The sequence below is a fragment of the Rhodanobacter sp. 7MK24 genome (assembly GCF_014842995.1).
Taxonomy (GTDB): Bacteria; Pseudomonadota; Gammaproteobacteria; order Xanthomonadales; family Rhodanobacteraceae; genus Rhodanobacter_A.
Map to the genome: position 1 here is coordinate 594,004 of NZ_JACYXL010000001.1, position 25,095 is coordinate 619,098.

General features: G+C 67.1%; 26 protein-coding genes. 19 read left to right on the forward strand and 7 right to left on the reverse strand.

Annotation, left to right across the window (positions count from 1 at the left end):
* Positions 1 to 22: 22 nt before the first annotated feature.
* Positions 23 to 1,006: a helix-turn-helix domain-containing protein gene (locus IHE49_RS02720; RefSeq protein WP_192154668.1), complete on the reverse strand. Its 984-nt coding sequence runs from the start codon at positions 1,004 to 1,006 to the stop codon at positions 23 to 25.
* Between the two features lie 423 nt (positions 1,007 to 1,429).
* Here IHE49_RS02720 and IHE49_RS02725 point away from each other — a divergent pair, with 423 nt between their 5' ends.
* Positions 1,430 to 1,936, forward strand: coding sequence for a hypothetical protein (locus tag IHE49_RS02725; protein WP_192154670.1), 507 nt, complete (start codon positions 1,430 to 1,432; stop codon positions 1,934 to 1,936).
* Between the two features lie 133 nt (positions 1,937 to 2,069).
* Here the strand turns inward: IHE49_RS02725 and IHE49_RS02730 are convergent, their stop codons facing one another.
* Both IHE49_RS02730 and trxA read right to left on the reverse strand, forming a co-directional pair.
* Complete coding sequence (locus IHE49_RS02730) at positions 2,070 to 2,522, reverse strand: DUF4442 domain-containing protein (RefSeq protein WP_192154672.1); 453 nt, start codon at positions 2,520 to 2,522, stop codon at positions 2,070 to 2,072.
* Positions 2,523 to 2,596: 74 nt separating this feature from the next.
* On the reverse strand, positions 2,597 to 3,454 hold the full coding sequence (trxA, locus tag IHE49_RS02735) for a thioredoxin (protein ID WP_192154673.1): 858 nt from the start codon (positions 3,452 to 3,454) through the stop codon (positions 2,597 to 2,599).
* A 112-nt stretch (positions 3,455 to 3,566) separates the two neighbouring features.
* On the opposite strand from trxA, the gene IHE49_RS02740 reads away from it, so the two are divergent.
* From IHE49_RS02740 to nadD, 8 genes are all read left to right on the forward strand, one after another.
* Positions 3,567 to 4,211 carry a paraquat-inducible protein A gene (locus IHE49_RS02740; protein ID WP_192154675.1) on the forward strand — a complete coding sequence of 215 codons (645 nt, stop codon included), beginning with the start codon at positions 3,567 to 3,569 and terminating at the stop codon, positions 4,209 to 4,211.
* On the forward strand, positions 4,208 to 4,840 hold the full coding sequence (locus IHE49_RS02745; RefSeq protein ID WP_192154677.1) for a paraquat-inducible protein A: 633 nt from the start codon (positions 4,208 to 4,210) through the stop codon (positions 4,838 to 4,840). Before IHE49_RS02740 ends, IHE49_RS02745 begins: the two co-directional genes overlap by 4 nt.
* Positions 4,833 to 6,494: an MlaD family protein gene (locus IHE49_RS02750; RefSeq protein ID WP_192154679.1), complete on the forward strand. Its 1,662-nt coding sequence runs from the start codon at positions 4,833 to 4,835 to the stop codon at positions 6,492 to 6,494. The genes IHE49_RS02745 and IHE49_RS02750 overlap by 8 nt, the downstream gene beginning before the upstream one ends.
* A complete protein-coding gene (locus IHE49_RS02755) occupies positions 6,491 to 7,102 on the forward strand; it encodes a PqiC family protein (RefSeq protein WP_192154681.1) in 612 nt (203 codons plus the stop codon). Before IHE49_RS02750 ends, IHE49_RS02755 begins: the two co-directional genes overlap by 4 nt.
* Positions 7,103 to 7,175: 73 nt before the next feature.
* Positions 7,176 to 9,821, forward strand: coding sequence for a leucine--tRNA ligase (gene leuS, locus IHE49_RS02760; RefSeq protein ID WP_192154685.1), 2,646 nt, complete (start codon positions 7,176 to 7,178; stop codon positions 9,819 to 9,821).
* Positions 9,822 to 9,826: 5 nt separating this feature from the next.
* Entirely contained in the window at positions 9,827 to 10,366 is a 540-nt protein-coding gene (gene lptE / locus IHE49_RS02765) for an LPS assembly lipoprotein LptE (RefSeq protein ID WP_192154686.1), read from the forward strand.
* The gene (holA, locus tag IHE49_RS02770) at positions 10,366 to 11,382 is read left to right on the forward strand and encodes a DNA polymerase III subunit delta (RefSeq protein ID WP_192154687.1); all 1,017 of its coding nucleotides are present in this window, start codon (positions 10,366 to 10,368) and stop codon (positions 11,380 to 11,382) included. The genes lptE and holA overlap by 1 nt, the downstream gene beginning before the upstream one ends.
* Positions 11,383 to 11,494: 112 nt before the next feature.
* The gene (gene nadD / locus IHE49_RS02775) at positions 11,495 to 12,133 is read left to right on the forward strand and encodes a nicotinate-nucleotide adenylyltransferase (RefSeq protein WP_192154688.1); all 639 of its coding nucleotides are present in this window, start codon (positions 11,495 to 11,497) and stop codon (positions 12,131 to 12,133) included.
* Between the two features lie 15 nt (positions 12,134 to 12,148).
* Here nadD and IHE49_RS02780 read toward each other — a convergent pair whose 3' ends face one another.
* The 3 genes from IHE49_RS02780 to IHE49_RS02790 form a co-directional block, all read right to left on the reverse strand.
* Positions 12,149 to 13,708, reverse strand: a complete 1,560-nt coding sequence (locus IHE49_RS02780; RefSeq protein ID WP_192154690.1) for an FAD-dependent monooxygenase — start codon at positions 13,706 to 13,708, stop codon at positions 12,149 to 12,151.
* 110 nt (positions 13,709 to 13,818) lie between these two features.
* On the reverse strand, positions 13,819 to 14,436 hold the full coding sequence (msrB, locus tag IHE49_RS02785; RefSeq protein ID WP_192154691.1) for a peptide-methionine (R)-S-oxide reductase MsrB: 618 nt from the start codon (positions 14,434 to 14,436) through the stop codon (positions 13,819 to 13,821).
* A gap of 126 nt (positions 14,437 to 14,562) precedes the next feature.
* Positions 14,563 to 16,290 (reverse strand): cytochrome c biogenesis protein CcdA, encoded by a 1,728-nt coding sequence (locus IHE49_RS02790; RefSeq protein WP_192154692.1) that lies wholly within the window; start codon positions 16,288 to 16,290, stop codon positions 14,563 to 14,565.
* Between the two features lie 64 nt (positions 16,291 to 16,354).
* Between IHE49_RS02790 and IHE49_RS02795 the strand changes: the two genes are divergently transcribed.
* The 9 genes from IHE49_RS02795 to IHE49_RS02835 all read left to right on the forward strand — a co-directional run bounded on the left by IHE49_RS02795 (position 16,355) and on the right by IHE49_RS02835 (position 22,425).
* Positions 16,355 to 17,071 carry an RNA polymerase sigma factor gene (locus IHE49_RS02795; RefSeq protein ID WP_225578115.1) on the forward strand — a complete coding sequence of 239 codons (717 nt, stop codon included), beginning with the start codon at positions 16,355 to 16,357 and terminating at the stop codon, positions 17,069 to 17,071.
* 5 nt (positions 17,072 to 17,076) lie between these two features.
* Entirely contained in the window at positions 17,077 to 17,727 is a 651-nt protein-coding gene (locus IHE49_RS02800; RefSeq protein WP_192154693.1) for an NrsF family protein, read from the forward strand.
* Positions 17,728 to 18,081: 354 nt separating this feature from the next.
* A complete protein-coding gene (locus IHE49_RS02805) occupies positions 18,082 to 18,381 on the forward strand; it encodes a pentapeptide MXKDX repeat protein (RefSeq protein ID WP_192154694.1) in 300 nt (99 codons plus the stop codon).
* Positions 18,382 to 18,484: 103 nt separating this feature from the next.
* Positions 18,485 to 19,567 carry a nitronate monooxygenase gene (locus tag IHE49_RS02810; protein WP_192154695.1) on the forward strand — a complete coding sequence of 361 codons (1,083 nt, stop codon included), beginning with the start codon at positions 18,485 to 18,487 and terminating at the stop codon, positions 19,565 to 19,567.
* A 105-nt stretch (positions 19,568 to 19,672) separates the two neighbouring features.
* Entirely contained in the window at positions 19,673 to 20,059 is a 387-nt protein-coding gene (rsfS, locus tag IHE49_RS02815) for a ribosome silencing factor (RefSeq protein ID WP_192154699.1), read from the forward strand.
* 298 nt (positions 20,060 to 20,357) lie between these two features.
* Positions 20,358 to 20,828: a 23S rRNA (pseudouridine(1915)-N(3))-methyltransferase RlmH gene (gene rlmH, locus IHE49_RS02820; RefSeq protein WP_192154700.1), complete on the forward strand. Its 471-nt coding sequence runs from the start codon at positions 20,358 to 20,360 to the stop codon at positions 20,826 to 20,828.
* Between the two features lie 37 nt (positions 20,829 to 20,865).
* Entirely contained in the window at positions 20,866 to 21,360 is a 495-nt protein-coding gene (locus IHE49_RS02825; RefSeq protein WP_225578168.1) for an HXXEE domain-containing protein, read from the forward strand.
* A gap of 31 nt (positions 21,361 to 21,391) precedes the next feature.
* Positions 21,392 to 21,841 carry a GNAT family N-acetyltransferase gene (locus tag IHE49_RS02830; RefSeq protein ID WP_192154704.1) on the forward strand — a complete coding sequence of 150 codons (450 nt, stop codon included), beginning with the start codon at positions 21,392 to 21,394 and terminating at the stop codon, positions 21,839 to 21,841.
* An 11-nt stretch (positions 21,842 to 21,852) separates the two neighbouring features.
* The gene (locus tag IHE49_RS02835) at positions 21,853 to 22,425 is read left to right on the forward strand and encodes a Maf family protein (protein ID WP_192154706.1); all 573 of its coding nucleotides are present in this window, start codon (positions 21,853 to 21,855) and stop codon (positions 22,423 to 22,425) included.
* On the opposite strand, the gene IHE49_RS02840 is transcribed toward IHE49_RS02835, so the two are convergent.
* Complete coding sequence (locus IHE49_RS02840; RefSeq protein WP_192154708.1) at positions 22,413 to 23,210, reverse strand: CPBP family intramembrane glutamic endopeptidase; 798 nt, start codon at positions 23,208 to 23,210, stop codon at positions 22,413 to 22,415. The genes IHE49_RS02835 and IHE49_RS02840 overlap by 13 nt on opposite strands.
* A gap of 170 nt (positions 23,211 to 23,380) precedes the next feature.
* Here IHE49_RS02840 and IHE49_RS02845 point away from each other — a divergent pair, with 170 nt between their 5' ends.
* Entirely contained in the window at positions 23,381 to 24,919 is a 1,539-nt protein-coding gene (locus IHE49_RS02845; protein WP_192154710.1) for a TerC family protein, read from the forward strand.
* Positions 24,920 to 25,095 lie beyond the last annotated feature (176 nt).

Genomic DNA, 25,095 nt, shown 5'->3' on the forward strand with positions numbered 1-25,095 from the left:
GAAGCCGCCATATGCCGTTGCCTCAGAACACCGCGACATCGACGGCCTGGAAGCGCTTGCGGAAAGTGGCCGGCGTCAGTTGCGTGTGACGGGCGAACAGGCGGGAGAAAGTCGCGACGTCGAGATAGCCCACTTCGGCGGCCACCTGCGCCACGCCCAACGTCGTCGTTTCCAGCAGCAGCTTGGCTTTCTCGATGCGCAGGTCGTGCAGCAGGTCCAGCGGCGAACACCCCGCTTCTGCGCGGAATCTTCGCAGCAACGTGCGGCTGGAGAGGTTGAATGAGGCAGCCAGCGCACTCAGCCTGTAGCGTTCGGCGAGACGCTGCTCGAACCATGCACCGACCGCGCGCGCGAAGGACTCCTTGCGCTTGTGGCCCAGTCGGCGGTCGAGGTAAGGCGCCTGGCTGCGCGGTCCCTGGTCGATCAGGCTGAAACGGCCGACGGCGCGAGCCAGGCTGCTGCCGGCGCAGTCGCGGATCAGCTGCAGGGCAAGGTCGCCATATGCCGTGAAGGCGCCCGACGTGACGATTTCGCCCGCGCGCACCAGCACGGCGTCGGGCAACACTTCGACGCGGGGATAACGCCGCGCCATTTCGCCCGCCAGCGCCCAGGCGGTGGTGGCTTGCCGCCCATCAAGCAGGCCGGCATCGGCAAGCAGCAGACTGCCGCCGCAGATGGAGGCGACCTTGCGTTGCTCGGCCGCGCGGCGGATGAGTGCTTTCTCCGCATCGAGGGCGGCCAATGCCGCGGTGATTTCCTCGCTGCCGCTGAAGTCGAAGGCCGGCACCACCAGCAGATCGAATGGCGCGGGCGCGACGACTGACAATTGCGCACCACCGGCGAGGCGCACCGTGCCGGCACGCGTGCCGATGATGGCCACAGAGAAGGGCGCCGGTGCGTCCGGCCTGCGCATCGCACTGATGCGATTGGCAACCAGCAAGACATCCGACAGGCCAAGCACTTCGGCGCCCATGCATCCGTCATAGGCAAGAATGGCGACACGCACGGCGGCTTCCAGTGGTGATGGTGGGCCAAGCGTGGCGCTTTCGTTCGGCACGTCAAGCGCCCTGTGCGCGATTCGATGCGGATGGCGAGATCGCCTGTCGATATGTCGCCATTGCCCCATGACGCCATCGTGCCGGCCACCTACGCTGCTGGCGCAGTTCGTTCCATCGCCGATTCCTCGCCGATGGCGACGATGCGGGGCCTGGCGGCAGCTTCAGGGCGACCGGCTTGGTTGTCTTCGCGATCTGTGAATGCTTCGCGAGGCACCTGCGGACGTAGATGCCCGCATGGCCGACGGTGCCGGCACGGACGCAACGCAGCTTTGCGGCCTGTTTCGCGCTGCCTGGCAAGCGCCCGCTGGTCAGTCGGCGCCGGTTGCCCTGCGGCTCGCTACGGCCGCTTCCTTTTTCAGTGGAGAAACATCATGGAAAACCTTGGCGAGAAGCCCGCACGCCTGTTGCTGCGCGCGACATTGTTCGCAGGCACGCTCGATTTGCTGTCAGCCATGGCCTATGTGCTGATCGATGGCAGGAATCCGCTGGCGGTGCCTGTCGGCATTGCCTCGGCCGTATGGCCGGGGGCATTGAAAGCGGGCGCGCCGGCGCTGGTGGTCGGCGTGCTGTTGCATTTCGCCATCATGTTGGCGATGGTCGCCGCGTACGTGATGGTGGCGCGTCGGTTGCCGCGGCTCGCCGCGAGGCCGGCAATTTCCGGCACGCTGTACGGCATGGCGCTGTGGGCGGTGATGAACCTCATCGTGCTGCCGCTGCGCTGGCCTGCACTGTTTCCGCACGTCACCGTCGTCTCGTTCGCCGAGCAGATTTTCAGCCATGTCGTGCTGGTCGGTCTGCCGCTGGCCTGGATGACGCGCAATTCGTTGCTGGGAACCGGTCGCGTGGGCTCTTTCGGCGAACTGCCGCAGGCCGGTTGAAACGCCGCGCATCCTCGCTGACGGCGTTTTCGTCATGCCGGCTTTGGCCATCAGGGACGGCGTCATCCTGTTCTACGAGGGCTGGAACCTTGCCGAGACATGACTCCCGCAGCAGACAGGTTCGCTGCAGGGGTCAGCGCGCCCGCGGCTTCAATCGCACGTAGACCTGTTTGCGCACGCGTGCGATTACCTCGCCGGAGGCGGTGGTGATCTCGTTCTCGAACCAGCGCAGCACCTTTTCGCCCTTGGCCGCGGCGGCGCGCAGTTCATCGAGAGTGGTGTCGTCGAGCTGGAACTGGGCGTAGACGTCCTCGCGGCCGGGCGCCACGAAATCGATGGCGGCGGCTTGATCCCAGACGTAGTAGTCGGGGCCGAGGCGATGCATCGCCAGCAGCATCCAGAACGGGTCGACCATCGCGAACAGGTTGCCGCCGAACTGGCTCTTGACGTAGTTGCGGTTCCACGGACGCAGGCGCAGCACGATCGTCGCCCGGCTGTAGTCCTCGCTGAGCGACTGTACGCGGATGCTGTTGAACAGGAACGGCGGCCAGAGATTCATCAGCCGACGGAAAGTGGATGCACGCATGAAGGCACGGAACAGCGGGAAGTGTTCCGTACTTTAGCGTATGGAGTGGATGGCGGCCAGACGTGCCGCCCTCATCAGAACAACAAAGATGCCATGCGCCGGCGGTACCGGCTTACCAGTTCGGCATCGTCCAACGTGGCGAAGGCGGCGATCAGGCGCTTTTTGGCAGCGCCGTCGTTCCAGTCGCGTGCTTTTTCGAGGATGGCGAGGAACTGTTCCAGGCCGGTGCCCGGATCGTTGCCCAGCAGCAGGCGTACGCCAAGCAGGTCGCGGGCTTCCCAGTCGGCTGGGTTGGCGGCGATGCGCTGCTCGAGTTCGGCTTGCGCGGGGGCGTCTTTCAGCGCGCGCGCCAATTCCAGCTGATGGCGCAGGCGCACGGCGCGGGCGTCGGTGGCGAGATTGGCGGGCAGGGCGTCGAGCTCGCTGGCAGCGGCGTCGCTGTGGCCGGCCTGCGCCAGCGCCGTGGCGAGATCGAGTTTGAGCTCGGCACGGTCGGGTTCGGCAGCGATAGCCTGCTGCAGGCGATTGATCGCCGCTTCAGGCGTTTCGGCGGGCAGCTCGACTTCTTCTGTTTCGCCTTCCAGCACTTGCACATGGCGTTCGAGGAATTCACGCAACTGGCCCAGCGGCAGCGCGCCGGCAAAGCCGTCGGCGATCTGGCCGTCTTTCACCAGCACCACGGTGGGCACGCTGCGGATGCCGAACATCGTGGCGAGCTGCTGGTTCTTGTCCACATCCACCTTGCCGAGGCGGAACGCGCCCTTGTATTCGGCGGCGAGTTGCTCCAGCAACGGGCCCAGCGTCTTGCAGGGGCCGCACCACGTGGCCCAGAAATCCACCAGTACCGGCGTATCCAGCGAGGCGTTGAGCACGTCGGCCTCGAAATTCTGTTCGGTAACGTCGAAGACGTGGTCGAGAGTGGCGTCGGTCACGGCGGATTCCGTTCGTGGATGAATGAAGATTGGTGAAATGGAGTGCGCGAGCCAGCATATCAAGCCCCTGCGATGTCGCCCGTGATGCAGCCGGATTTGCGAGAATCGCCAGATGGATCTGTCCCCAACGGATGCACCCGACGACGCGACGGCGGCGCAGGCGCTGCTGATCTGCGAGCACTGCGACACCGTGTATCACCGACGCCCGCTGGCGAAAGGCGAGGGGGCCGAGTGCGCGCGTTGCGGAGCGGTGCTGGAGCGTTGCCGCGGCATGCGTGCGAACGGCCTCCTGGCGCTGATCCTGACCGCGCTGGTGGTGTTCGCGCAGGCCACGCTATGGCCCATCGTGACGCTGGGTCTCAACGGCCAATACGTGGATGCCACGCTGTGGGACGTGATCCACACCATGTGGCTGGACCAGTCGCAGGTGGTGGCGGTGCTGGCGGCGCTTACGCTGTTCGTGTTCCCGCTGTGCAAGATCTTCGCGCTCGGCTGGCTGCTGCTGTACGCACGCAGCGGCCGTCGCGCGCCGGGCTTTCGCCCGCTGATGGTGGCGATGCACCACCTCGGCCCATGGACGATGAGCGAGGTGTTCGTGCTGGGCGCACTGGTTTCCATCGTCAAGGCGCACCTGTATTTCGACGTGCTGCCCGATCCGGGCATCTATGCGTATGCGGGATTGATGCTGTTGATCACGGTGTTTGCAGGGGTGGACCTGAGCCGGCTGTGGGACGAGACGCGCGAGGAGTCGCCATGAGCACCTTGCCGCGCGCCACCGAACTGGGCCTGATCGGCTGTCATGTCTGCGGCCAGGTGTGCCGTGCGGTAGACGAGGGCGACGGCGTCCTGGCCTGCCCTCGTTGCGGCTCGTCCTTGCACCGGCGCAAGCCGGCGGTCTATGCCCGCTGCTGGGCGCTGCTGATCGCCGCGTTCCTGATGTACGTTCCCGCCAACGTGCTGCCGATCATGCGCACCGCGAGCCTGGGCGACATCGACGACAACACCATCCTCAGCGGTGTGGTGGAGTTGTGGGTGAAGGGTTCGCCTGGCCTGGCGGTGATCGTGTTCTGCGCCAGCATCATGGTGCCGATGCTGAAGTTCCTTGCATTGAGCACGCTGCTCATCACCTGCCGCCGCGGCAGCAACTGGGCGCGGCGGCAGCGCGCGCAGCTGTATCGGTTGGTGGAGCTGATCGGCTACTGGTCGATGCTGGACGTGTTCGTGGTGGCGCTGCTCACCGCGCTGGTACGCTTCGGCTACTTCAGCCTGGTGGAGCCGTTGCCGGGTGTGGTGTTTTTCGGCCTTACCGTGGTGCTGACCATGTTCGCCTCGATGTGCTTCGATCCCCGGCTGATCTGGGATGGCAAGGAAGATTCCGATGACTGACGAGCAAGCCGGCGCCTTGCCGCGTCCCGTGCTGCGCAAGCGGCGCAGCACCCCCTGGCTGATCTGGCTGGTGCCGGCGCTGGCCGCAATCGTGGGCCTGTCACTGGTGGTGAACGCCTGGCTGCAGGCCGGTCCGGTGATCACCATCAGCTTCCAGACCGCGCAGGGGCTGGCCGAGGGCAAGACACCGGTGAAGTACAAGGAGGTGGTGATCGGCAAGGTGGACAAGATCCGCCTCAGCAGCGACCGCAGCCACGTGCTGGTGAAGGTGGCGCTGGAGAAGAGCGCGGGATCGTTCGCCACCGAAGGCACGCGCTACTGGGTGGTGCGTCCGCGCATCGGGCTGGGTGGCGTCTCCGGCGTGGATACGCTGTTCTCGGGCGCCTATATCGGCGCCGATACCGGCGATTCGCAAACGCCGCAGGAGGAGTTCAAGGGCCTGGAAATCCCGCCCGCGGTGACCCATGGCGAACCGGGCAAGAGCTTCGTCTTGCATGCCGACGACCTCGGTTCGCTGGACATCGGTTCGCCCGTGTACTTCCGCCGCATGCAGGTGGGGCGCGTGGTGTCCTACCAGTTGGACAAGGACGGCAAGGGCGTGACCTTCGCGGTATTCATCGACAGCCCGAACGACCGCTACGTGGACAGCGGAACCCGCTTCTGGAACGCCAGCGGCGTGGATGTCTCGCTGGGTGCGGACGGCCTCAAGCTCAACACGCAGTCGATCGCCGCCGTGCTGGCCGGTGGCGTGGCCTTCCAGGATCCGGGTGGCCCGCACGACGATACGCCGGCGGGCGACGGCACCGGTTTCCAATTGTTCGCCGACCAGGCTTCCGCGATGGCGCCGCCGGACGGCGAGCCGCATTACATCCGCATGCGCTTCGACCAGTCGCTGCGCGGGCTGGCGGTGGGCGCGCCGGTGGAGTTCCTCGGGATGAACTTCGGCAGGGTGGTGTCGATCCGCATGGACTACGACGAGAAGGCCCATCGTTTCCCGTTCATCGTCGGTGCCGTGATCTACCCCGAGCGGCTGGGCCAGGCGCACGACAAGCTGGTGGCGCTGGCGAAGCAGCACGGCGACAACGCCGACCTCTCGCACATGGTCGGCACCCTGGTCGGCCACGGCCTGCGGGCGCAGGCGCGCACCGGCAACCTGCTTACCGGCCAGCTCTACATCGCGATGGACTTCCTGCCGAATGCGCCGAAGGCAAGCTACGACCCCGATGCGCGACCGCTGGAAATTCCCACCGCACCCGGCAGCTTCGACAAGCTGCAGGAGCAGATGGCCGATATCGTGGGCAAGCTGGACAAGATTCCGTTCGACCAGATCGGCAACCACCTCAACGACTCGCTGGCCAACCTCGACGCCACCCTCAAGCAGGTGAACGGCCAGACCCTGCCGGCGCTCAACGACACCTTGCACGACGCCCGCAAGACGCTGGGCGCGGCGAACGACACGTTCTCCACCGACTCGCCGCTGCAGCAGAACCTGGGCAACACGATGCAGGAACTGCAGCGCACGATGCGTTCGCTGCGCGTGCTCACCGATTACCTCGGCGTGCATCCCGAGTCGCTGTTGCGCGGCCGCCAGGCCGATCCCGCGCCTGCCGTGCAGAAGCAACCCGCCGCCCAACCGAACAGGAGCCAGCCATGAGCCGCCGGCATGCTTGGATATTCGCCGGCGCCCTGGCGCTGGCTCTTGCCGGTTGCGCTTCCGCGCCGATGCATTACTACACGTTGACGACGCAGGGCGCCCCTGCGGTGCGCATCGCTCCTGTGCCCTATCCGTTCGAGCTTTCGCCCGTGAACGTGCCCGCCCAGGTGGATGTGCCGCAACTGGTGGTGCGCACGGGCGGGCAGGGCATGCAGCCATTGAATGACCAGCGCTGGATCGCCCCGCTGGGCGACGAGATCCACAGCGCGTTGTCCGCCGACCTGGCCAGCGCGCTGGGTGTGGCGGACATGGGCGGCCTGCCCGGCAACGGCCAGCCGCGCCTGCGCATCACCCTCGATGTGCGCCGCTTCGAGTCGGTGCCTGGCGACCACGCATTGATCGAGGCCGCATGGAGCCTGCACCTGGCAGGCACCTCCGGCGGCCAGGACGCACTGTCCTGCACCAGCCTCGTCAACGAACAGGTGGGGGCTGGCTACGATGCGCTGGTGGCCGGCCACCAGCGAGCGCTGGCATCGTTGGCCAACCGCATCGCCGCCGCCGCACGGGCCTACGAGGCCGGCAACCGGCCTGGCTGCCCTGCCGATTGAGACCGCTGCCGGCGGGGAACGGCGGCCATTCTGCTAATCTGACCCGTTCTCCCGGCAGCCCGCTCCAGACCCAATGCAAGACGTCCAAGAAGCCAGCAAGAACGAAACCGAATACCAGCCGCAGGCGGTGGAAGCCGCCGCCCAGCAGTATTGGAGCGCGCAACGCGCGTTCGAGGTGAAGGAAGACCCGGCGCGGCCGAAGTTCTACTGCCTCTCGATGCTGCCGTATCCGTCGGGCGCGCTGCACATGGGCCACGTGCGCAACTACACCATCGGCGACGTCATCAGCCGCTACCAGCGCATGCAGGGCAAGAACGTGCTGCAGCCGATGGGCTGGGACGCATTCGGCCTGCCGGCCGAGAACGCGGCGATCAAGAACCGGACCGCGCCGGCCAAGTGGACCTACGCCAACATCGAGCACATGCGCGGCCAGCTCCAGTCGCTGGGCTATGCGATCGACTGGAGCCGCGAGTTCGCCACCTGCCGTCCCGACTACTACCGCTGGGAACAGTTGATGTTCACCCGGTTGATGAAGAAGGGCATGGCCTACCGCAAGAATTCGGTGGTGAACTGGGATCCCATCGACCAGACCGTGCTCGCCAACGAACAGGTGGTGGACGGCCGCGGCTGGCGCTCGGGCGCGGTGGTGGAGAAGCGCGAGATCCCGCAGTGGTTCCTGCGCATCACCGATTACGCGCAGGAACTGCTCGACGGCCTGGACACGCTGCCCGGCTGGCCCGACGCGGTAAAGACCATGCAGCGCAACTGGATCGGCCGCAGCGAGGGCCTGGACATCCACTTCGCGGTGGAAGGCGGCGCCGAGCCGCTCACCGTGTTCACCACGCGCCCCGACACCCTGATGGGCGTCACCTTCGTCTCCATCGCGGGCGAGCATCCGCTGGCGCTGAAGGCCGCGCAGCACAATCCGCAGCTCGCTGCCTTCCTTGCCGAGCTGAAACAGGGCGGCGTCTCCGAAGCCGAGCTGGAAACGCAGGAAAAGCGCGGCATGGCCACCGGCCTGTTCGCTGTCCATCCGGTCAGCGGCGACAAGGTGCCGGTGTGGGTCGCCAACTTCGTGCTGATGGGTTACGGCACCGGCGCGGTGATGGCGGTGCCCGGCCACGACGCGCGCGATTTCGAGTTCGCCCACAAGTACGGCCTGCCGATCCGGCAGGTGATCGCCGCCGGCGACGAAACCTACGACGCCGCGCATTGGCAGGAGTGGTACGGCGACAAGACCCGCGCCGACATGCGCGTGATCAATTCCGGCGCAATGGACGGCAAGGATTACCGCGCCGCCTTCGACTACATCGCCGGCGTGCTTGAAGCGGCCGGCAAGGGCCAGCGTCGCGTCAACTGGCGTCTGCGCGACTGGGGCGTCAGCCGCCAGCGCTACTGGGGCTGCCCGATCCCCGTCATCTACTGCCCGAAGTGCGACGCGGTGCCGGTGCCGGAGGACCAGTTGCCGGTGGTGCTGCCCGAGGACGTGGCGGACGCGTTTGCGAAGGCCGGCGGCGTGCAGTCGCCGATCAAGGCCGACCCCGAGTGGCGCAAGACGACGTGCCCGCAATGTGGCGGCGCCGCCGAGCGCGAGACCGACACCTTCGACACCTTCATGGAGTCGAGCTGGTACTACGCGCGCTATACCTCGCCGGGTGCGGACGCGCAGGTGGACGAACGCGCCAACTACTGGCTGCCGGTCGACCAGTACATCGGCGGCATCGAGCACGCCATCCTGCATCTGCTGTACTTCCGCTTCTACCACAAGCTCATGCGCGATGCGGGCCTGGTGAAGTCGGACGAGCCTGCCCGCAACTTGCTGTGCCAGGGCATGGTGATTGCCGAGACGTTCTACCGCGACAACGCCGACGGTTCGAAGGATTGGATCAATCCCGCCGACGTGGAAATCCAGCGCGACGACAAGGCGCGTGTAGTTGGCGCGTTGCTCAAGACCGATGGCCAGCCGGTGAAGATCGGCGGCACGGAGAAGATGTCGAAGTCCAAGAACAACGGCGTCGATCCGCAAGTTATGGTGGGCAAGTACGGTGCCGACACGGTGCGCCTGTTCTCCATGTTCGCGGCGCCGCCCGAGCAGTCGCTGGAATGGAACGAGGCCGGCGTGGAAGGCATGGCGCGTTTCCTGCGCCGCTTCTGGCGCGAGGTCACCACGCATGCGGCACAGCCGGACCACCCGGTGGTCGACCCGGCGCAACTCAATGCCGAACAGAAGACCCTGCGCCGCCAGTTGCACGAAGCCATCCAGAAGGTGAGCGACGACTTCGGCCGCCGCCATTCCTTCAATACCGCCATCGCCGCGCTGATGGAGCTGCTCAATGCGGTGAACAAGTTCGCCGACATGAGCGAGCAGGGGCGCGCCGTGCGCCACGAGGTGCTGGAAACCATGGTGCTGCTGCTGAACCCGGTGGTGCCGCACGTCAGCCATCACCTGTGGCAGGTGCTCGGTCATGCCGAGGCCGTGCTGGAGGACCAGCCCTGGCCGGGCGTGGACGAAGCCGCGCTGGTGCGCGACAGTCTCACCCTCGCCGTGCAGGTCAACGGCAAGCTGCGTGGCACCATCGAGGTGCCCGCCAACGCCGGCAAGGAAGAGGCCGAAGCGCTGGCGCTGGCGCAACCGCACGTGGCTGCCTTCCTCAAGGAACTCACCGTGCGCAAGGTGATCGTGGTGCCCGGCAAGATCGTCAACATCGTCGCAGGATGAAATCCATGAACCGCATGCTTCGTGTCGCGCCGCTGCTCGCCATCGCCATCGCGCTTTCCGCCTGCGGCTTCCATCTGCGCCGCAACGCCGCGTTGCCGCCGGCGATGAGTCGCGTGCATCTCGTCGTCACCGGCAGCAGCGAGTTGCAGCGCAAGCTGAGCCGCGCGCTGGAGAACGCCAAGGTCGATGTCGAGGACGAACCCGGTCCTGGCATTGCGGAACTGCACGTGCCGGTGGCTTCGTTCGGTACCCAGTCGCTCACCCAGGGCGGCTATGTGCGCATCACCGAATACGCGGTGCGCATGCACACCGAGTTCAATCTCACCGCTGGGGACGGCACGATTCTGGTGCCGCACCAGAGCATCGACATGCAGCACGAATACAGCTACGACTCCACCGACACCGTGGGCAACGCCTCGGAAGTGCAGCAGCTCCAGAGCAGCCTGGTGGAAGACACGGTGCAAGCCATCATGTTCCGCCTCGAAGCCGCGGGGCGGCACCCGCAGGTTGTGCCGGCGCCGGCGTCCACCACCGGCAAATCCTGATGCCACTCGCCCCGGCGCAATGGCAGAGGGCGCTGGCCGGCGATCAACTGGCGCCGGTCTACCTGCTTGCGGGCGAAGAACTGCTGGTGCTGGAGGCCGCCGACGCACTGCGCGTGCGTGCGCGTCAGCTGGGTTACACCGAGCGCGAAGTGCTCGAAGCCGGGCCGCATTTCGACTGGGACGACCTCGCGCGTGCCGCTGCAGGCATGTCCTTGTTCGCCACCCGCCGCCTGCTCGACCTGCGCCTGCCTACCGGCCGTCCAGGCGTGGATGGCGCCAAGGCGATCACCGAGTTTTGCGCCAACCCGCCGCCCGACGTCACCTTGCTGGTCACCGCGATGGAATGGAGCAGCAAGCATGATGGCGCATGGAGCAAGAAGCTCGATGCCGCGGGCACCATGGTGGTGTTCAACGCACCCAAGCCCAGCGAATGGGCGGCGTGGATAGGCGCGCGACTCGCCTCGCGCGGCCTCGGCGCCACGCCTGACGCCGCGGCGTTGCTGGCCGAGCGCGTGGAAGGCAACCTGCTGGCTGCCGCACAGGAAGTGGACAAGCTTGCCGTGCTGCGTGCGGGCGACAGCAGCCGCATCGATGCCGACGCGATGGAAAGCCTGGTCGCCGACAGCGCCCGCTACGACGTATTCAAGCTCACCGATGCCGCGCTGGCGGGAGAGGGCGCGCGTGCGTTGCGCATTCTCGCTGGCCTGCGCGCCGAGGGTGACGAGTTGATCGCCATGATGGGTTGGGTGGTGAACCAGCTGCAGCTTGCCCTGCGCCTCGCCAACGCGCCGGATCTTGCCGCGCAGGCGCGCGCCGAGCGCTTGTGGCCGGCGCGCGAGCAGCTGTTCCGCAAGGCGTTGCGGCGCGCGCCGCGCGAACACTGGCTGGCTTGCCTGGCCCGGGCTTCGCGGATTGACCGCATCGCCAAGGGACGGGAACAGGGCGAACCTTGGCGCGAGGCCGAGCGCCTGATCGCGGCGATGGCCGAACCGCGGGTGGCACGGGCGCTCGCATGATCGCCATGCCGTCTGCTTCGCTCCCTCTCCACGCCGGGGTGAGTGGTGGGTGCTCGCGACAATCCTTCATGATCGCACTTCGGCTCGCGCCAGTTGCAGCGGAGGTCGCGCGATGAGCGCTCGCCCGCTTGCGGTCTTCGGCGGCACCTTCGACCCCGTGCACATCGGCCATCTCACCGTCGCCTGGGAGGCTGCCGAGCTGCTGGATGCGGAGGTAAGGTTGATGCCGGCCAACGTGCCACCGCACCGGGCGGCGCCGTTGGCTTCTGCCGCGGAGCGGGTGGCGATGCTGCGCGCGGCGCTGGCCGGGCAGTCGCGGCTGGTGCTGGATGCACGCGAGCTGGAGCGCGACGGACCTTCGTACACCATCGATACGTTGATCGAGCTACGCGCAGAGCAAGATGACCGCCCACTGGTGCTGTTGCTTGGCGCCGATGCGTTTGCGGGATTGCCGACATGGCACTGTTGGCGCGAATTGTTCGACGTCGCACATATCGGCGTGCTGAGCCGGCCGGGTGTTCCAGCGGCGCTTTCCGACGAGTTGCTGCATGAGGTGGTGCCGCGCCGTAGCAATGATGTCGATGCTCTACGCCATCAGCCCGCCGGCATGGTGATCGAGCTGACGGTCACGCCGCTGGAAATCTCCGCGACGCGCATCCGTGAGTTGCTTGCCGCTGGGCGCGATCCCCGTTACCTGCTGCCGGCAGGTCTGTTCGACACCCCCGCATTGCTGGCGCCTTATCGCGACTAGTCGTCCGTGGTTCGCTCATTGTTTTTGCATGCCGTGTGCATGCATGTAGTCGTGCAAACGCCGCGGATCTTGGTCAGGAGCGGCAAGCGCGACGTAACCATCGGGGCGAATCAGGTAGAACCCATCGCGTTTGAAGCCGGCGCGTTTCATGTCGGCGTTCCACGCGAATACATGGATCGAAAGCTCGTGCTCGGCACATGTCGCACTCAGATCCGCGTGTAATGCACCGTAGACATGCACCTGCCACGCCAACGATTCGAGCGGGCCGAAATTGTCGGGCTGCATATTGTCCCATGCCGTTGGGACGCGGACCCATGGCAAGCGATCGCCTCCATGCACGGCACCGGCCTTGCCTGCACTCAGCCTGCTGTGCCGATATTCGATGCCGATTTGCGACATCGTGCGGAACAGAAGTCGCCGCATTGGCGACCATCGGAACAACAAAGGTGCAATCACTGGAATCAGCTGCGTGCGGACAAGCCGTGCGAGCCGGCCTTCGCTGGTGGCCAGGGTAAAGCCACGATCCGTCGTGGCAACCAGCCGACGGGCAAACCTGATTCGTTCAACCTCGTAGGTATCGAGCAGGCTCTCGGTGGCGTGTTGGTTCGACACGGCGGCAAGTTTCCATGCCAGGTTCACTGCATCGCCGATGCCGGTATTCATGCCCTGGCCGCCGGCCGGACTGTGGATATGCGCGGCGTCGCCCAGCAGAAACACACGCCCCTGCCGGAACGACGGCGCCACCCGGTGATGCACGCGGTAGGTCGAGAACCAGTTCACCTTCACGACGTCGAGTCCGAGATGTGCGATCGCGCGTGGACTGATATCGTCGAACGTCAGCTCGCCGTTTTCATCGGTGGGTTCGCGCACGGTGCCGACCAGGCGTACGCAGCCCTGTTCCTTGAGCGGGAAGACCGCGAGAAAGTCGGCGTCGTCGAGATCGATATGCAGCTCATGATCGGTGGTCGGGCCATGGGCTTGTATGTCGGCGACGTAGAACCGCTGTGTGTAAGTTCCACCGGGAAAGGTGAACCCCAACCCATTCCTGACCGCCGAGCGCGCGCCGTCGCAACCGGCAAGATAGGTCGCGTGACAGATCGCCTCCGCACCATCGGACTGCCTGAGCTTGGCGCGCACGCCGTCACGCGACTGGTCAAAAGCGAGCAGCTCGGTCTGACGCTCCACCGTCACTCCCAGCGCCTCCAGCCGTTTGATCAGCAGTCGTTCGTGGGCGTCCTGCGGAAAGACCAGTCCGAACGGAAACGGGCTCAGGCCGTTGCCGATCTGCCCGAAAGGCACCCGTGCGGCCTTGCTGCTCCTGACCCACAGATTGACGCCGGCAATCTGGACGCCGCGGCTGACAACCGCATCGGCCACGCCGACCTGCCGGTAAAACTCCAGCGTGCGCGATTGCACCGCCAAGGCACGCGAGGTGCTTCCTGCTTCGGTGGTCTTGTCGATGATCCGTACGGCAATGCCGAGCCGGGTCAGCCACAGCGCCAGCACGAGGCCGGTAGGACCGGCGCCGACGATCAGCACTTGGGTGTCATGGGCATCGGATCGTGCAGCTTGCATGGCGCAGGCCCGGTCGATGATCGCGAGATATCGAGCATGCCATAGCGAACCGCAGCGAGCGACCAGTATCGGGCACGCGTCTATCCTTCCAGCCGGCGGCGTGCGTCAGCTCATGCCGTCCTCGGGATAAACCGCAACGCCACCGAGTTCATGCAATAGCGCAACCCCGTCGGCTGCGGCCCGTCGTCGAACACGTGGCCGAGGTGGCTGTCGCAGCCGGCGCAGCTGACGGCGATGCGCTCTATGCCGAAGCTGTCGTCGCGGGTTTCGATCACGTTGCGTTTCGCGATGGGGCGCCAGAAGCTGGGCCAGCCGGTGCCGGAGTCGAATTCGGTGGTGGCGTTGTAGAGCGCGGTAGCGCAGGCGACGCAGCGGAAGAGGCCGGGTTGCGCGGGGCGTTCGTGCGGGCCGCTGAAGGCGCGTTCGGTGCCGGCGCGCCGCATCACGTCGAATGCCAGCGGCGACAGGCGCGATCGCCATTGCGCGTCGGTGAGCACCAGTCGCTGTACCTGCCGGACACCGAGGTCGCGGCCATCGTCGGAAAAGCATTCCAGGGCCACCTCGCCGGGCTGGTCGTGGACCAGCGCCGGCAGACCGCCCCCGGCACCGGCCGCAAGCAGGCGGGGCAGGGCGATGCTGCCGCCGACGGCGAGCAGGGCACCGCCGCCCAGCGCGGCGCGCAGGAAACGGCGGCGATCCATTGCAATGGTTTCGTCGATGCGGGACATGGCGACCTCCGATGACGCGAGTGCGGATGGAAGATCCCGGTAGGAGCGCACCTTGTGCGCGATTGCCTTGTGCTTTGATCAAGGCAGAAGCATTCGCGCACAAGGTGCGCTCCTGCCGGATGTGGTTCAGCCGAAGGTGAAGGCGTAGGCGTGTATGCCGGGGTCGAGGAAGGTGATGGTGAACGTGCGTTCGCCGTTGCCGTGCGCCTGGCGCACCAGCTGGTACAGGCGCTGTTCGGTGACGGTGCCGTTGCCTTGCGCATCGGTGTCCATGCCGTGGTCGGCGCCGGGTGCCTGGCCGTCGAGCGTGATGCGGAAACGAACCGGCCTGCCGTCCTTGCCGGGGCCGAGCACGAGGTGCAGGTCGCGGCCGCGGAAGCGGTAGGTGATGGAGCCGTCCGTCATGTCCGATGTGGCGCTCTGCGGCTGCACGACCCAGCGGCCGGCGAGCGCCCACTGGTTGGCGGCGAGTTGCGCGGGCGTGCGGTAATCGTAGGCCTCGTCGTGCGCGACCTGGCCGCTGGCGAAGTTCTCGGAGCGCGCGTAGCCCACGTAGGTTTCCGGCGAGCGGTCGTCGTCGTTCGAGATGGCCGCTTCCGCACCTTTCGCACCGGGCTGCACGTAGCCGGCGGGCAGATTGGTGTTGCCGGCTTCGGCGAGCAGTTGGCGGATCACGTCCTCGTCTTCGGCGTAACCGCCTTCGCCGAAGCTGTGGTGGCGGATGCGACCCCGCGTATCGATGAAGTATTCCGCCGGCCAGTATTCGTTGTTGAAGCCCTGCCAGATCGCGTAGTCGGAATCCAGCGCCACCGGGTAGCGGACGCCAAGCCGTTGCACGGCGGCCTGCACGTTGGCCGGATCCTTCTCGAAAGCGAATTCGGGCGAGTGCACGCCGATCACCACCAGGCCGTGATCCTTGTACTTGTCGTACCAGGCTTCGACGTAGGGCAGCGAGCGCAGGCAGTTGATGCAGGAATAGGTCCAGAAATCCACCAGCACCACCTTGCCGTGCAATGCGGCGGGCGTGAGCCGTTTGCTGTTGATCCACCCGGTGGCGCCGGTGAGCGAGGGCAAGCTGCCTTCCACCGGCAATGCCTCGCCGGGCTTGGTCGCAGGCGAGGCTGCGGCGGCGGGCATCGGCTGCACGGCGGCGATCAGTTTCTGCTCGAGGCCATTCGTGCTGGCCAGGGAAACGCGGGTGAGCAGGCCCGTGTCCGCGCCCATCGCGATGGCACCCACACCGGCCAGTACCAGTGCGCCCAGCGCACGGCGTACCCACTCGCCCGCACCCAGCGAGCGCTTCATCAGCGCGAACACCCGGCCGCCCACGGCCAGGGCCAGGGCCAGCGAAGTGGCGGCGCCCAGCGCGTAGGTGAGCAGCAACAAGGTGGTGGTGACGCTGGCGCCCTTGAGCGCCGCGCCGGTCAGCAGCAGGCCGAGGATGGGCCCTGCGCAGGGCGCCCACAGCAGGCCGGTGGCGATGCCCAGGCCTACGGAACCCCAGATCGATCCGTTGTCATCGTCGGTGCGTTGAGAGAGCTTGTTGCCCAGAGCCACGAATGGCCGCGTCAACCACTCCGCGACATGCGTGGAAAGCAGGGTCAGGCCAAGCAGGGCCAGCACCACCAGGGCCACCGCGCGGCCGTACTGGTTGGCGTGCACCGCCCAGCCGCCACCCACGGCAGCCAGCGTGGCTACCAGCGCAAACGTAAGCGCCATGCCGATCAGCATCGGCAGGCCGCTCTTCAGGAACGGACGGTCGGCGCGCGCGAACACGAAGGGCAGCACCGGCAGGATGCAGGGGCTGAGGATGGTCAGCGCGCCGCCGAGGTAGGCAAGGATCAGCAGGAGCATGGTGGTGGTCCGTTGGGGTGTGTGCCGGTGATTCGCTGCCACGTCGCGGATGGTTACATCCCGCATGCAAGGTAACCGTGACGCCCGGCGTAGCGAATTGCCGGATGGAATCACCTTATGGGACGAACAACCCTTGACCGCCGATGGCACCTTGGTATGGGATGGCGGCTTCGCCCCGTCATCGGATTACCGCGCCTCCGTGTCTGCCGAGCCAGCCAGCGCCAACGAACAGGCCGAGCGCCAGCGCGCCGCCTGGATGGCCGCCGCGCAGGCGGGAGACCGCCGTGCCTACGAGCGCGTGCTGGCCGATTCGGTGGCGCTGATCCGGGCAGTGGCGCGCCGCCAAGGCATGGGCGTGGATGGGCTGGACGACGTGGTGCAGGAGACCCTGCTCACCGTGCACCGCGTGCGCCACACCTACGATCCAACGCGTTCCTACGACGCCTGGCTCGGCGCCATTGCCGGGCGCCGCGCCATCGATGCGCTGCGCGGCCAGGGCCGGCGCGGCCGGCGCGAACTGCACGACGACATCGCGCTGGACCAGCACCCTGACCGTGACGACGCGAGCATGGACGCCGAACGCAACCAGCAGGCGCGGCGCCTGCGTGAGGCCATCGCACAATTGCCCCCCGGCCAGCGCGAGGCGGTGGAGCAGCTCGGCCTGCGCGAGCAGTCGCTGGCCGAGGCGGCTGCGCACACCGGCCGCAACACCGGTGCGCTGAAAGTGAACCTGCACCGCGCCCTGAAAGCCTTGCGCGACCGCCTGAACGGAGATTCCTGAGCACCATGTCCGAGCCACGCCACCAAGCCCTGATCGACGCGCTCGGTGCCGAGCTGGTGCCGGTGCGGCGCCTGCTGCCGCCGTGGCTGCGCACCGTGGGCTGGCTGGCGCTGGTTGCGGCGTTCGCGGCGCTGCTGTTTGCGCATTATGGCGATGCACCCATGCTGCGCCGTTGGGCCGGCGCACCAGACCTCGCCTGGGCCGCGTTCGGCGCGGTGCTCACCGCGATCACGGCGGCCTGGGCGGCGTTCACGCTGGCCGTGCCGGGGCGTTCGCGCGCCTGGGCCTGGCTGCCGTTGCCGCCCGCGCTGTTGTGGATCGGCGCCAGCGGTCTGGGCTGCCTGCGCACCTGGCTGGCACCGGGCCCCAGCATCGTCACGTTGCATCAGTCCGCGGACTGCCTGGTCTTCATCATCGGCTTCTCGATTCCGTTGTCGGCGCTGCTGGTGTGGCTGTTGCGCCGCGCCTGCCCGTTGCGCCCGCTGCTGGCCGCGTTGCTGGTGGGCCTGGCCAGCGCCGCCGCTTCGGCCTGCCTGCTGGAGATCTGCCACGCCTACGATGCGGCCGCCACCGACCTGCTCACGCATGCGCTGGCGGTGGGCATCGTGGTCGCGGCGAACACGGCGATGGGCGGGCGGCTGCTGTCGCGGCATTGAGAGCCTGTTCACGATCTCCAAGTGCCCCGCGTTGCCATCGAGTGGTCGTCAGGTGGTGGCGCGTGGCGCAGCGCCTGACTGGCTGTCAGGTCAAGCCGCGCGCTGCCGCATGGCGGCCACTCGATGGCAACCCATAGGGCCGGGTCTGTTTGCCCGCATGCCGGCGTCATCACTCAGTCGTGGACGGACGTCCACTCCCTCCTTCTTCCTTGGCCTGCGCGCAAACAGCTCTCGGCGCGGGGCGCTTGGAGATCGTGAACAGGCTCTGATGTAACCGGCGGCGCGTCCGTGGCGAAGGGGAGGGTGGAGGTGGCGTGACCGCTTCCGTCCCTTTCCTCACTCAAGGATCCACCCATGAACACACGCACGCTTGCCGCCCTTGCGCTTTCCGTTGCGGTCGCTGCCTTCGCCGTCGCGCCCGCCTTCGCGCAGGATGCCATGCCCGCCAGTGCCGGCACGGCGATGTCGCACGACGCGATGCAATCCAAGGATGCGATGAAGGGTTCCATGAACAAGGACGACATGATGAAGAAGGACGCGATGAAGTCCGGCGCGATGAAGTCCAAGGCGATGAAGTCCGACGCCACGATGAAAAAGGACGACGCGATGAAGATGAAGCCGAGTACCGGCAATGCCATGAGCAGCGGTGGCTGATGCACGGGCGGCATGGCGGGCAAGCCACCCGCCATGCCGCGTTTCACGCCATGCGGGCGAGGCGGGCGGATAATCGCGTGATTCTCCGCAACGGATCACGCGCATGGCCTCTTTCGCACAGCAGCTCGGAATCGAACACCCGCTGATCCAGGCGCCGATGGCCGGCGCGAGCACGCCGGCGCTGGCCGCGGCAGTCTCGGAGGCCGGTGGCTTGGGCTCGCTGGGCGTGGGCTATATCGAGCCGCAGGCGATCCTCGATCAGGCCGCGCAGGTGCGCGCGCTCACCGGTCGACCGTTCGCGCTGAACCTGTTCGTGTTGCCCGACGACTTCGAGCCGGATATGGCGGCCGTGGCGCGTGCCCGCGCGCGGCTGGACGCGCTTATGGAGCGCGAGGGACTCGAGGTGCGCACCAGCCTGCCAATGCGCTGGGCACCCCGCTTCTCCGAACAGTTCGCCGCGCTGTGCGAGGCGCGGCCCGCCGTGGCCAGCTTCGCGTTCGATCTGCTGACGCCGGCGCAGATGCAGGAAATCAAGCGTCGCGACATCTACGTGGTCGGCACCGCCACCACGGCAGCGGAGGCGCGCGCCTGGGCCGAGCGCGGCGCCGACACGGTATGCGTGCAGGGGGGCGAGGCGGGTGGGCATCGCGGCGGGTTCCTGCATGCGGGCGAGACGCCGCTGATCGGCCTGTTCGCGCTGATTCCGCTGGCAGTGCGCGCGGTCGCGGCGAGCGGTAGGGAAATCCCGGTGATCGCCGCCGGTGGCATCATGGACGGCGCGGGCATGCTCGCTGCCGAAGTGCTGGGCGCCGCGGCCAGCCAGCTCGGCACGGCCTTCCTCGCCTGTCCGGAGTCGTCCGCGGCGGAAGCGTGGAAGCGCGATCTGGCGACAGCGGAAGACCATCGCATAGCCACCATCCGCAGCTTCTCCGGCCGCGCCGCACGCGGCCTGCGCAACCGCTACGTCGAGGCGATGGAAAGCATGGCGGACGAACTGCCGGCCTATCCCGTGCTCAACGCGCTCACCGCGCCCCTGCGGCGCGCGGCGGCCGCGGCCGGTCGCGCCGATCTCGTTTCCGAATGGTGCGGCCAGGCTGCTGCGCTGGCGCACCCACAGCCTGCCGCCGAACTGGTGGCGCGACTGATGCACGAATACCGGCTGGCGCGGCGGGCGCTGGCGCATTGATGGCCCAGACAGCGCGTATGCCGCCTTGACCTGCGCCGACACGACGGGCGTTATACTGCCGCCGCGCCGCTCAGGCGCGTGACTCCGTACCGAGGCATCCCCACCTTGAGCACTAGCCGCAAGACCAAGGCCGACACCACGGCCGAACTGCGCAAGACCGTCATCGCAGCGCTGGAAGAACTGAAGGCCAAGGACGTCCGCGAAATCGACGTGCGCGGCAAGACCTCCATCGCCGACCTGCTGGTGATCGCCTCCGGCACTTCCGCACGCCACGTCAAATCCATCGCCGACGAAGTGGTGAAGTTCGCCAAGAAGGCGGGCGTGATGCCGCTGGGCGTGGAAGGCGAACAGGAAGCCGAATGGGTGCTGGTGGACCTGGGCGACGTGATCGTCCACGTGATGCTGCCGCGCATCCGCGAGTTCTACGGCCTGGAACGGCTGTGGACGGTGGGCGACCGTGAGCCGGATGTCGATGCGGCGAGCGCGGGGTGAGCACCCGCTTTTCCTCCTCTCCCTTGCGGAGGGGATGCAGCTTTTCTCCCTTCCATCGGCGGAACGGGCGCAGCTTTTCTCCCTCTCCCCTAAGGGGAGAGGGCCGGGGGGAGGGGCGAATTTTGCGATGCCCTTTCCACGAAGCGGACAAGCGCTTCGATGGTTTTTCCCGCCGGCCCCGATCCCTCACCTCGATCCTCAAAGCTGCGGTCATCCATGGCTGCTCCGCGCGTGACCCGAGGGGGAGAGGAGGCGAACGCGGGCGCTGCGCGCCGACTTTTATCGTGGGACAGCAATCATGCGCGCGCGCCTGATTGCTGTCGGCGAGCGCATGCCCGCCTGGGTGGCGGAAGGCTTCGCCGAGTACCGCAAGCGCCTCTCGCACGAATTGCCGCTGGAGCTGGTCGAGCTGAAACCCGGTGTGCGCGGCAAGGGACGTGACGATGCGAAGGCGATCCTCGACGAGGGCACCGCGATACTCGCCACGCTGCCGCGCGACTGCCACGTCGTGGCACTGGACGGCCGCGGCAAGACCTGGTCCAGCGAAGACCTGGCCGCGCAACTCACGGCATGGCGCATGTCGGGGCGCGAACTGGCCTTCCTGATCGGCGGCCCCGATGGCCACGCGCCCGCGGTGCTGTCGCGCGCCGACCAGCGTTGGTCGCTGGGTCCGCTCACCCTGCCGCACATGCTGGTGCGGCTGGTGCTGGCCGAACAGCTGTACCGCGCCACGACCATCGTGGCGGGGCATCCCTACCATCGGGCCTAGTCCGCCCATGTCGCTGCCGCTGCCGCTGCTCGGCTGACTGTTCGCGTTCGGGGTGGTGGCCCACGACACCGAGGAAGCATGGTTGCTTCCGTCGTGGCCAGGGCGTCCGCGGTTCCGCCGGGCGAACGTGGAGGCCGCTTCGTTCCGCTTCGCCGCTGCGGTCCTGTCGCTGGTTGCGCTGCTGGCCGCGTGGCTCGCAGATGTCGGCGGCGCGCACAGCCTGGGCGCATATTTCATCGCAGGTTACGCCACGGCCATGGTGCTGAACGTGTTCCTGCCGCATGTCGCCGCGACGGTGGCCTTGCGTGCCTACGCGCCGGGCACAGCCACCGCCTTGTTGTTCAACCTGCCGCTCGGTGGCTGGCTCGTGTATCGATCGCTGGCCGAGCACTGGATCGAACCATCCGCATTCGCCGTGTCCGGCCCGTTGACGGTGCTCGGCATTGCCGCCCTTGGCGCGGCGCTGCTTTGGCTGGGCAACCGGCACGTGGCTGCAGCGGGCAGGCGTTCATCGCAGGACGGCATGCGGTAGGCTCGGCAGTCGTTTCCATTGCGGAGTTGCCATGACCTCCCTCGTCCGCCCTGCCACCCTCCACGACCTCGATGCATTGGTGCCGCTGTTCGACGGCTATCGCCAGTTCTACGGCAAGCCGTCCGACGAACAGGGCGCGCGCGAATTCCTCACGGCGCGCTTGCGCCTGAACGAATCGCTGATCCTGCTGGCGCGCGATGGGCACGGCGTCGCGCAGGGTTTCACCCAGCTCTATCCGCTGTTCTCCTCGGTACGCATGGTGCGCACCTGGCTGCTCAACGATCTGTTCGTGGCCGCGCACGCGCGCCGGCAGGGCGTGGCGAAGGCGCTGCTCGAAGCGGCGGCAACGCATGCGAAGAAGCTGGGCGCGGCCAGCCTGTCGCTGTCCACCGCGCACGACAACCTGCCGGCGCAGACCTTGTACGAATCGCTGGGCTGGCAGCGCGACCTGCAGTTCCGCGAATACAGTCTCGTGCTTTGAAGGATCGCAGGATGCTCTATCTCGCCTCGCAATCGCCACGTCGTCGCGAATTGCTGACACAGCTCGGGATCGATTTCCGCGTGATCGACGTGGATGTGCCCGAATTGCGTGCTGCGCAGGAGTCGCCGCGCGAGTACGTGAACCGTGTCGCCCGCGACAAGGCGCGTGCCGGGTTGGCTGCGCTCGCAGAAGCGGCCGGTGCCATGGTGCTGGGTGCGGATACCGAGGTGGTGCTGGACGACGAAGTGTTCGGCAAACCGCGCGACGCGCAGGACGCTGCAACCATGCTGCGTCGCCTTTCCGGTTGCACGCACGCGGTGATTTCGGCCGTGTGGCTGCTCGATGCGCGTGGCGAGCGCAGCGCCTGCTGCGTGTCGCGCGTGCGTTTCGCGGAACTGGACGATGCCGCCATAACCGCCTATGTCGCTACCGGCGAATCCCTCGGCAAGGCTGGCGCCTATGCCATCCAGGGACGCGGTGCGACCCTGGTCGAGCATCTGGAAGGCAGCTATTCCGGCGTGATGGGCCTGCCGCTGTTCGAGACCGCGCAATTGCTGCGCGCGGCGGCGATCTATCCGGGTTGATGCAGCGACGCGAACAGCGCCGCCATCGCCAGCAGGTTGTTGCAGCCGTGGGCAATCACCGCGGGCCACAGCGAACCCGAGCGCAGCCGGAGCCACGCGAGCGCCACGCCCAGCAGCGCGAGATTGGGCAGTGCGTACCACAGCCAGTGCAGGTCCGGCAGGTGCACCAGCGCGAACAGCACGGCGCTGACCAGCACGGCCCAGGCGGTGCGCAAGCGGCGCAGCAGGGCGGAGAGCAGCACGCCACGGAACAGCAGTTCCTCCACCAATGGGCCGGCGCTCGCCACCACCAGCGTCAGCGCGATGCCGAAGCCGAGGCTGGTGTCGCCGCCCAGTTGCTTCACATCCTGCGGCACGGCGTGGCCGTGTGCGATCAATTCGGTGAGCTTGCCGCCGACCCAGGGCATCGCCAACCCCACCACCACGGCAACGGCACACCAGGCCGCGGTGGGCACGGTAAAGCCGAAGCCCGGCGGTTGCGCTCGCGACCACAGCGGCGGCCAGAAGCGCCGCGCCAGCCACAGCGTGGCGGCGGCATCGGCAAGCAGCACGATCATCACCAGGGAGCTCTTGACGTCCGCGTCCGCCATCGCGGCATGCACATCGCTTATCGCGGCATGGTGATGAGCCAGGCCGATGGCCATGCCCAGCAGCAGGACCACCAGCATGCCGATGGCCACCTGCAGCGCGAAATACAGCACGATCATGCCCAGCGCGTGGCCTATCTCCGGCAGGCGCGTGCTTGCAGGCGGCATGGGCGAAGGGCTGAAGCGCGGTGCATCCATCGGGCGGTGAATCCTTGCGCCTGGTGGACGAAACGCCGGAGCGCGCGGCGCCGCATTCCGTGCAGCCATCTTGGCGGCTGCGCGCGGGCATTGGCAATGCGCCGTCCGGCACGGTGCCGCTTGTATAGTGGGCTGCATTTCCCGCCACGATGGCGCCGGCGTACGTCCGCATGTTCGAATTCGACTGGTTGATCGATCCCACCGCCTGGGCCGGTCTCCTCACCCTGGTGGTGCTGGAAATCGTGCTGGGCATCGACAACCTGGTATTCGTCGCGATCCTCTCCGACAGGCTGCCGTCGCAACGGCGCGACCACGCGCGCCTGCTCGGCCTCGGACTCGCCCTGGTGATGCGCCTTGCGCTGCTGGCGGCGATGTCGTGGCTGGTCCGGCTCACCGCGCCCATCGTGGAGTGGCACGGCCTGTCGCTGTCGTGGCGAGACATCATCCTGCTCGCGGGCGGCGGCTTCCTGCTGTTCAAGGCCACGCTGGAACTGCACGAACGCCTGGAAGGTGGCGACGAGCATCGTTCCGAAAGCCGTGCGCAGGCACGCTTCTGGCCGGTGGTGGTGCAGATCGTGGCGCTGGACCTGGTGTTCTCGCTGGATTCGGTGATCACTGCGGTAGGCATGGCCAACCACCTTTCGGTGATGATGATCGCGGTGGTGATCGCGGTGCTGCTGATGATCCTGGCGAGCAAGCCGCTCACCGCGTTCATCAACGCGCGGCCGACGGTGGTGATCCTGTGCCTGTCCTTCCTCCTGATGATCGGCTTCAGCCTGGTCGCCGAAAGCCTAGGCTTCCACATCCCGAAGGGTTATCTGTACGCCGCGATCGGCTTCTCCATCGTGATCGAGGCGCTCAACCAGACCATGCGCCGCAATCGCCGGCGCAGCCTGCTGGCCAGCGCGCGTACGTTGCGCGAGCGCACGGCGCAGGCGGTGCTGCGCCTGCTGGGTACCGGCAGCACGGAGGAAGAGGCGGTCCCGGCTGCCGCCGCCGGAAACGGCGCGGTGTTCGGCAAGGACGAGCTGGCGATGGTGCAGGGCGTACTCGACCTGGCGCATCGCCCGGTGCGTTCCATCATGACGCCGCGCCCGGAAATCAGCTGGATCGACCCGCGCGAGGACGCCGCCAAGCTGCGCGCCGAAGTCGCTGCCTGCGGCCATCACTGGATACCGCTGGCGGCCGACGACCTCGACCAACTGGTCGGCGTAGCCACTTCGCACGACCTGCTGGCCAGCCTGCAGGAACACGGCCACATCGACGCCGAGCGTGTGGTGCGCAAACCGATGACCGTGCCGGCATCGCTGAGCGTGCTGCGCCTGATCGACGAATTCCGCCGTTCGCCGCTGCAGGTGGCGCTGGTGGTGGACGAGTACGGCAGCGTGCTCGGCCTGGTCACGCCGGCAGATGTGCTGGCGAGTATTGCCGGTGAGTTTTCCGAAGCGGGCGACGGGGATCCGGCAGCGGTGCGCGAGGCCGATGGTTCGTGGTTGCTGGATGCCAGCCTCGATTTGCGCCGGGTGGAGCAGTTGCTGGGTCATCGGCTGGGCGGGGATGACAGTTTTTCCAGCCTCGCAGGATATGCGTTGCAACAGCTGGGGCGATTGCCCGCAGTGGGGGAGCGGTTTGCCAGTGAAGGGTTGAGGTTTGAGGTGGTGGCGATGGATGGAGCGCGTATCGAGCGCTTGCGTGTCGCGACTGCCTAGCGTTCGATCAAGTCTGTTGGTGCTTTGCGCTGCTCTTTTTTTTGATGTGGCAGGGTGTGTTGGCATCCGCGAACGCCATCTTCCCGCTTGCGGGGGAGGGATTGGGAGAGAGAGCTCTTGCCTCCAGGATCATGCGAGTTTCAGAGCAGTTTCGTGCCGTTGCCGCGGCGCGAGTT

Bases quoted from the DNA above. Each gene is read 5' to 3' on its own strand.
- IHE49_RS02725 (WP_192154670.1), top strand. From the start codon at position 1,430: ATGGAAAACCTTGGCGAGAAGCCCGCACGCCTGTTGCTGCGCGCGACA.
- IHE49_RS02730 (WP_192154672.1), bottom strand. From the start codon at position 2,522: ATGCGTGCATCCACTTTCCGTCGGCTGATGAATCTCTGGCCGCCGTTC.
- IHE49_RS02740 (WP_192154675.1), top strand. From the start codon at position 3,567: ATGGATCTGTCCCCAACGGATGCACCCGACGACGCGACGGCGGCGCAG.
- IHE49_RS02745 (WP_192154677.1), top strand. From the start codon at position 4,208: ATGAGCACCTTGCCGCGCGCCACCGAACTGGGCCTGATCGGCTGTCAT.
- IHE49_RS02750 (WP_192154679.1), top strand. From the start codon at position 4,833: ATGACTGACGAGCAAGCCGGCGCCTTGCCGCGTCCCGTGCTGCGCAAG.
- IHE49_RS02755 (WP_192154681.1), top strand. From the start codon at position 6,491: ATGAGCCGCCGGCATGCTTGGATATTCGCCGGCGCCCTGGCGCTGGCT.
- leuS (WP_192154685.1), top strand. From the start codon at position 7,176: ATGCAAGACGTCCAAGAAGCCAGCAAGAACGAAACCGAATACCAGCCG.
- lptE (WP_192154686.1), top strand. From the start codon at position 9,827: ATGAACCGCATGCTTCGTGTCGCGCCGCTGCTCGCCATCGCCATCGCG.
- holA (WP_192154687.1), top strand. From the start codon at position 10,366: ATGCCACTCGCCCCGGCGCAATGGCAGAGGGCGCTGGCCGGCGATCAA.
- nadD (WP_192154688.1), top strand. From the start codon at position 11,495: ATGAGCGCTCGCCCGCTTGCGGTCTTCGGCGGCACCTTCGACCCCGTG.
- IHE49_RS02780 (WP_192154690.1), bottom strand. From the start codon at position 13,708: ATGCAAGCTGCACGATCCGATGCCCATGACACCCAAGTGCTGATCGTC.
- msrB (WP_192154691.1), bottom strand. From the start codon at position 14,436: ATGTCCCGCATCGACGAAACCATTGCAATGGATCGCCGCCGTTTCCTG.
- IHE49_RS02790 (WP_192154692.1), bottom strand. From the start codon at position 16,290: ATGCTCCTGCTGATCCTTGCCTACCTCGGCGGCGCGCTGACCATCCTC.
- IHE49_RS02795 (WP_225578115.1), top strand. From the start codon at position 16,355: ATGCAAGGTAACCGTGACGCCCGGCGTAGCGAATTGCCGGATGGAATC.
- IHE49_RS02800 (WP_192154693.1), top strand. From the start codon at position 17,077: ATGTCCGAGCCACGCCACCAAGCCCTGATCGACGCGCTCGGTGCCGAG.
- IHE49_RS02805 (WP_192154694.1), top strand. From the start codon at position 18,082: ATGAACACACGCACGCTTGCCGCCCTTGCGCTTTCCGTTGCGGTCGCT.
- IHE49_RS02810 (WP_192154695.1), top strand. From the start codon at position 18,485: ATGGCCTCTTTCGCACAGCAGCTCGGAATCGAACACCCGCTGATCCAG.
- rlmH (WP_192154700.1), top strand. From the start codon at position 20,358: ATGCGCGCGCGCCTGATTGCTGTCGGCGAGCGCATGCCCGCCTGGGTG.
- IHE49_RS02830 (WP_192154704.1), top strand. From the start codon at position 21,392: ATGACCTCCCTCGTCCGCCCTGCCACCCTCCACGACCTCGATGCATTG.
- IHE49_RS02835 (WP_192154706.1), top strand. From the start codon at position 21,853: ATGCTCTATCTCGCCTCGCAATCGCCACGTCGTCGCGAATTGCTGACA.
- IHE49_RS02840 (WP_192154708.1), bottom strand. From the start codon at position 23,210: ATGGATGCACCGCGCTTCAGCCCTTCGCCCATGCCGCCTGCAAGCACG.
- IHE49_RS02845 (WP_192154710.1), top strand. From the start codon at position 23,381: ATGTTCGAATTCGACTGGTTGATCGATCCCACCGCCTGGGCCGGTCTC.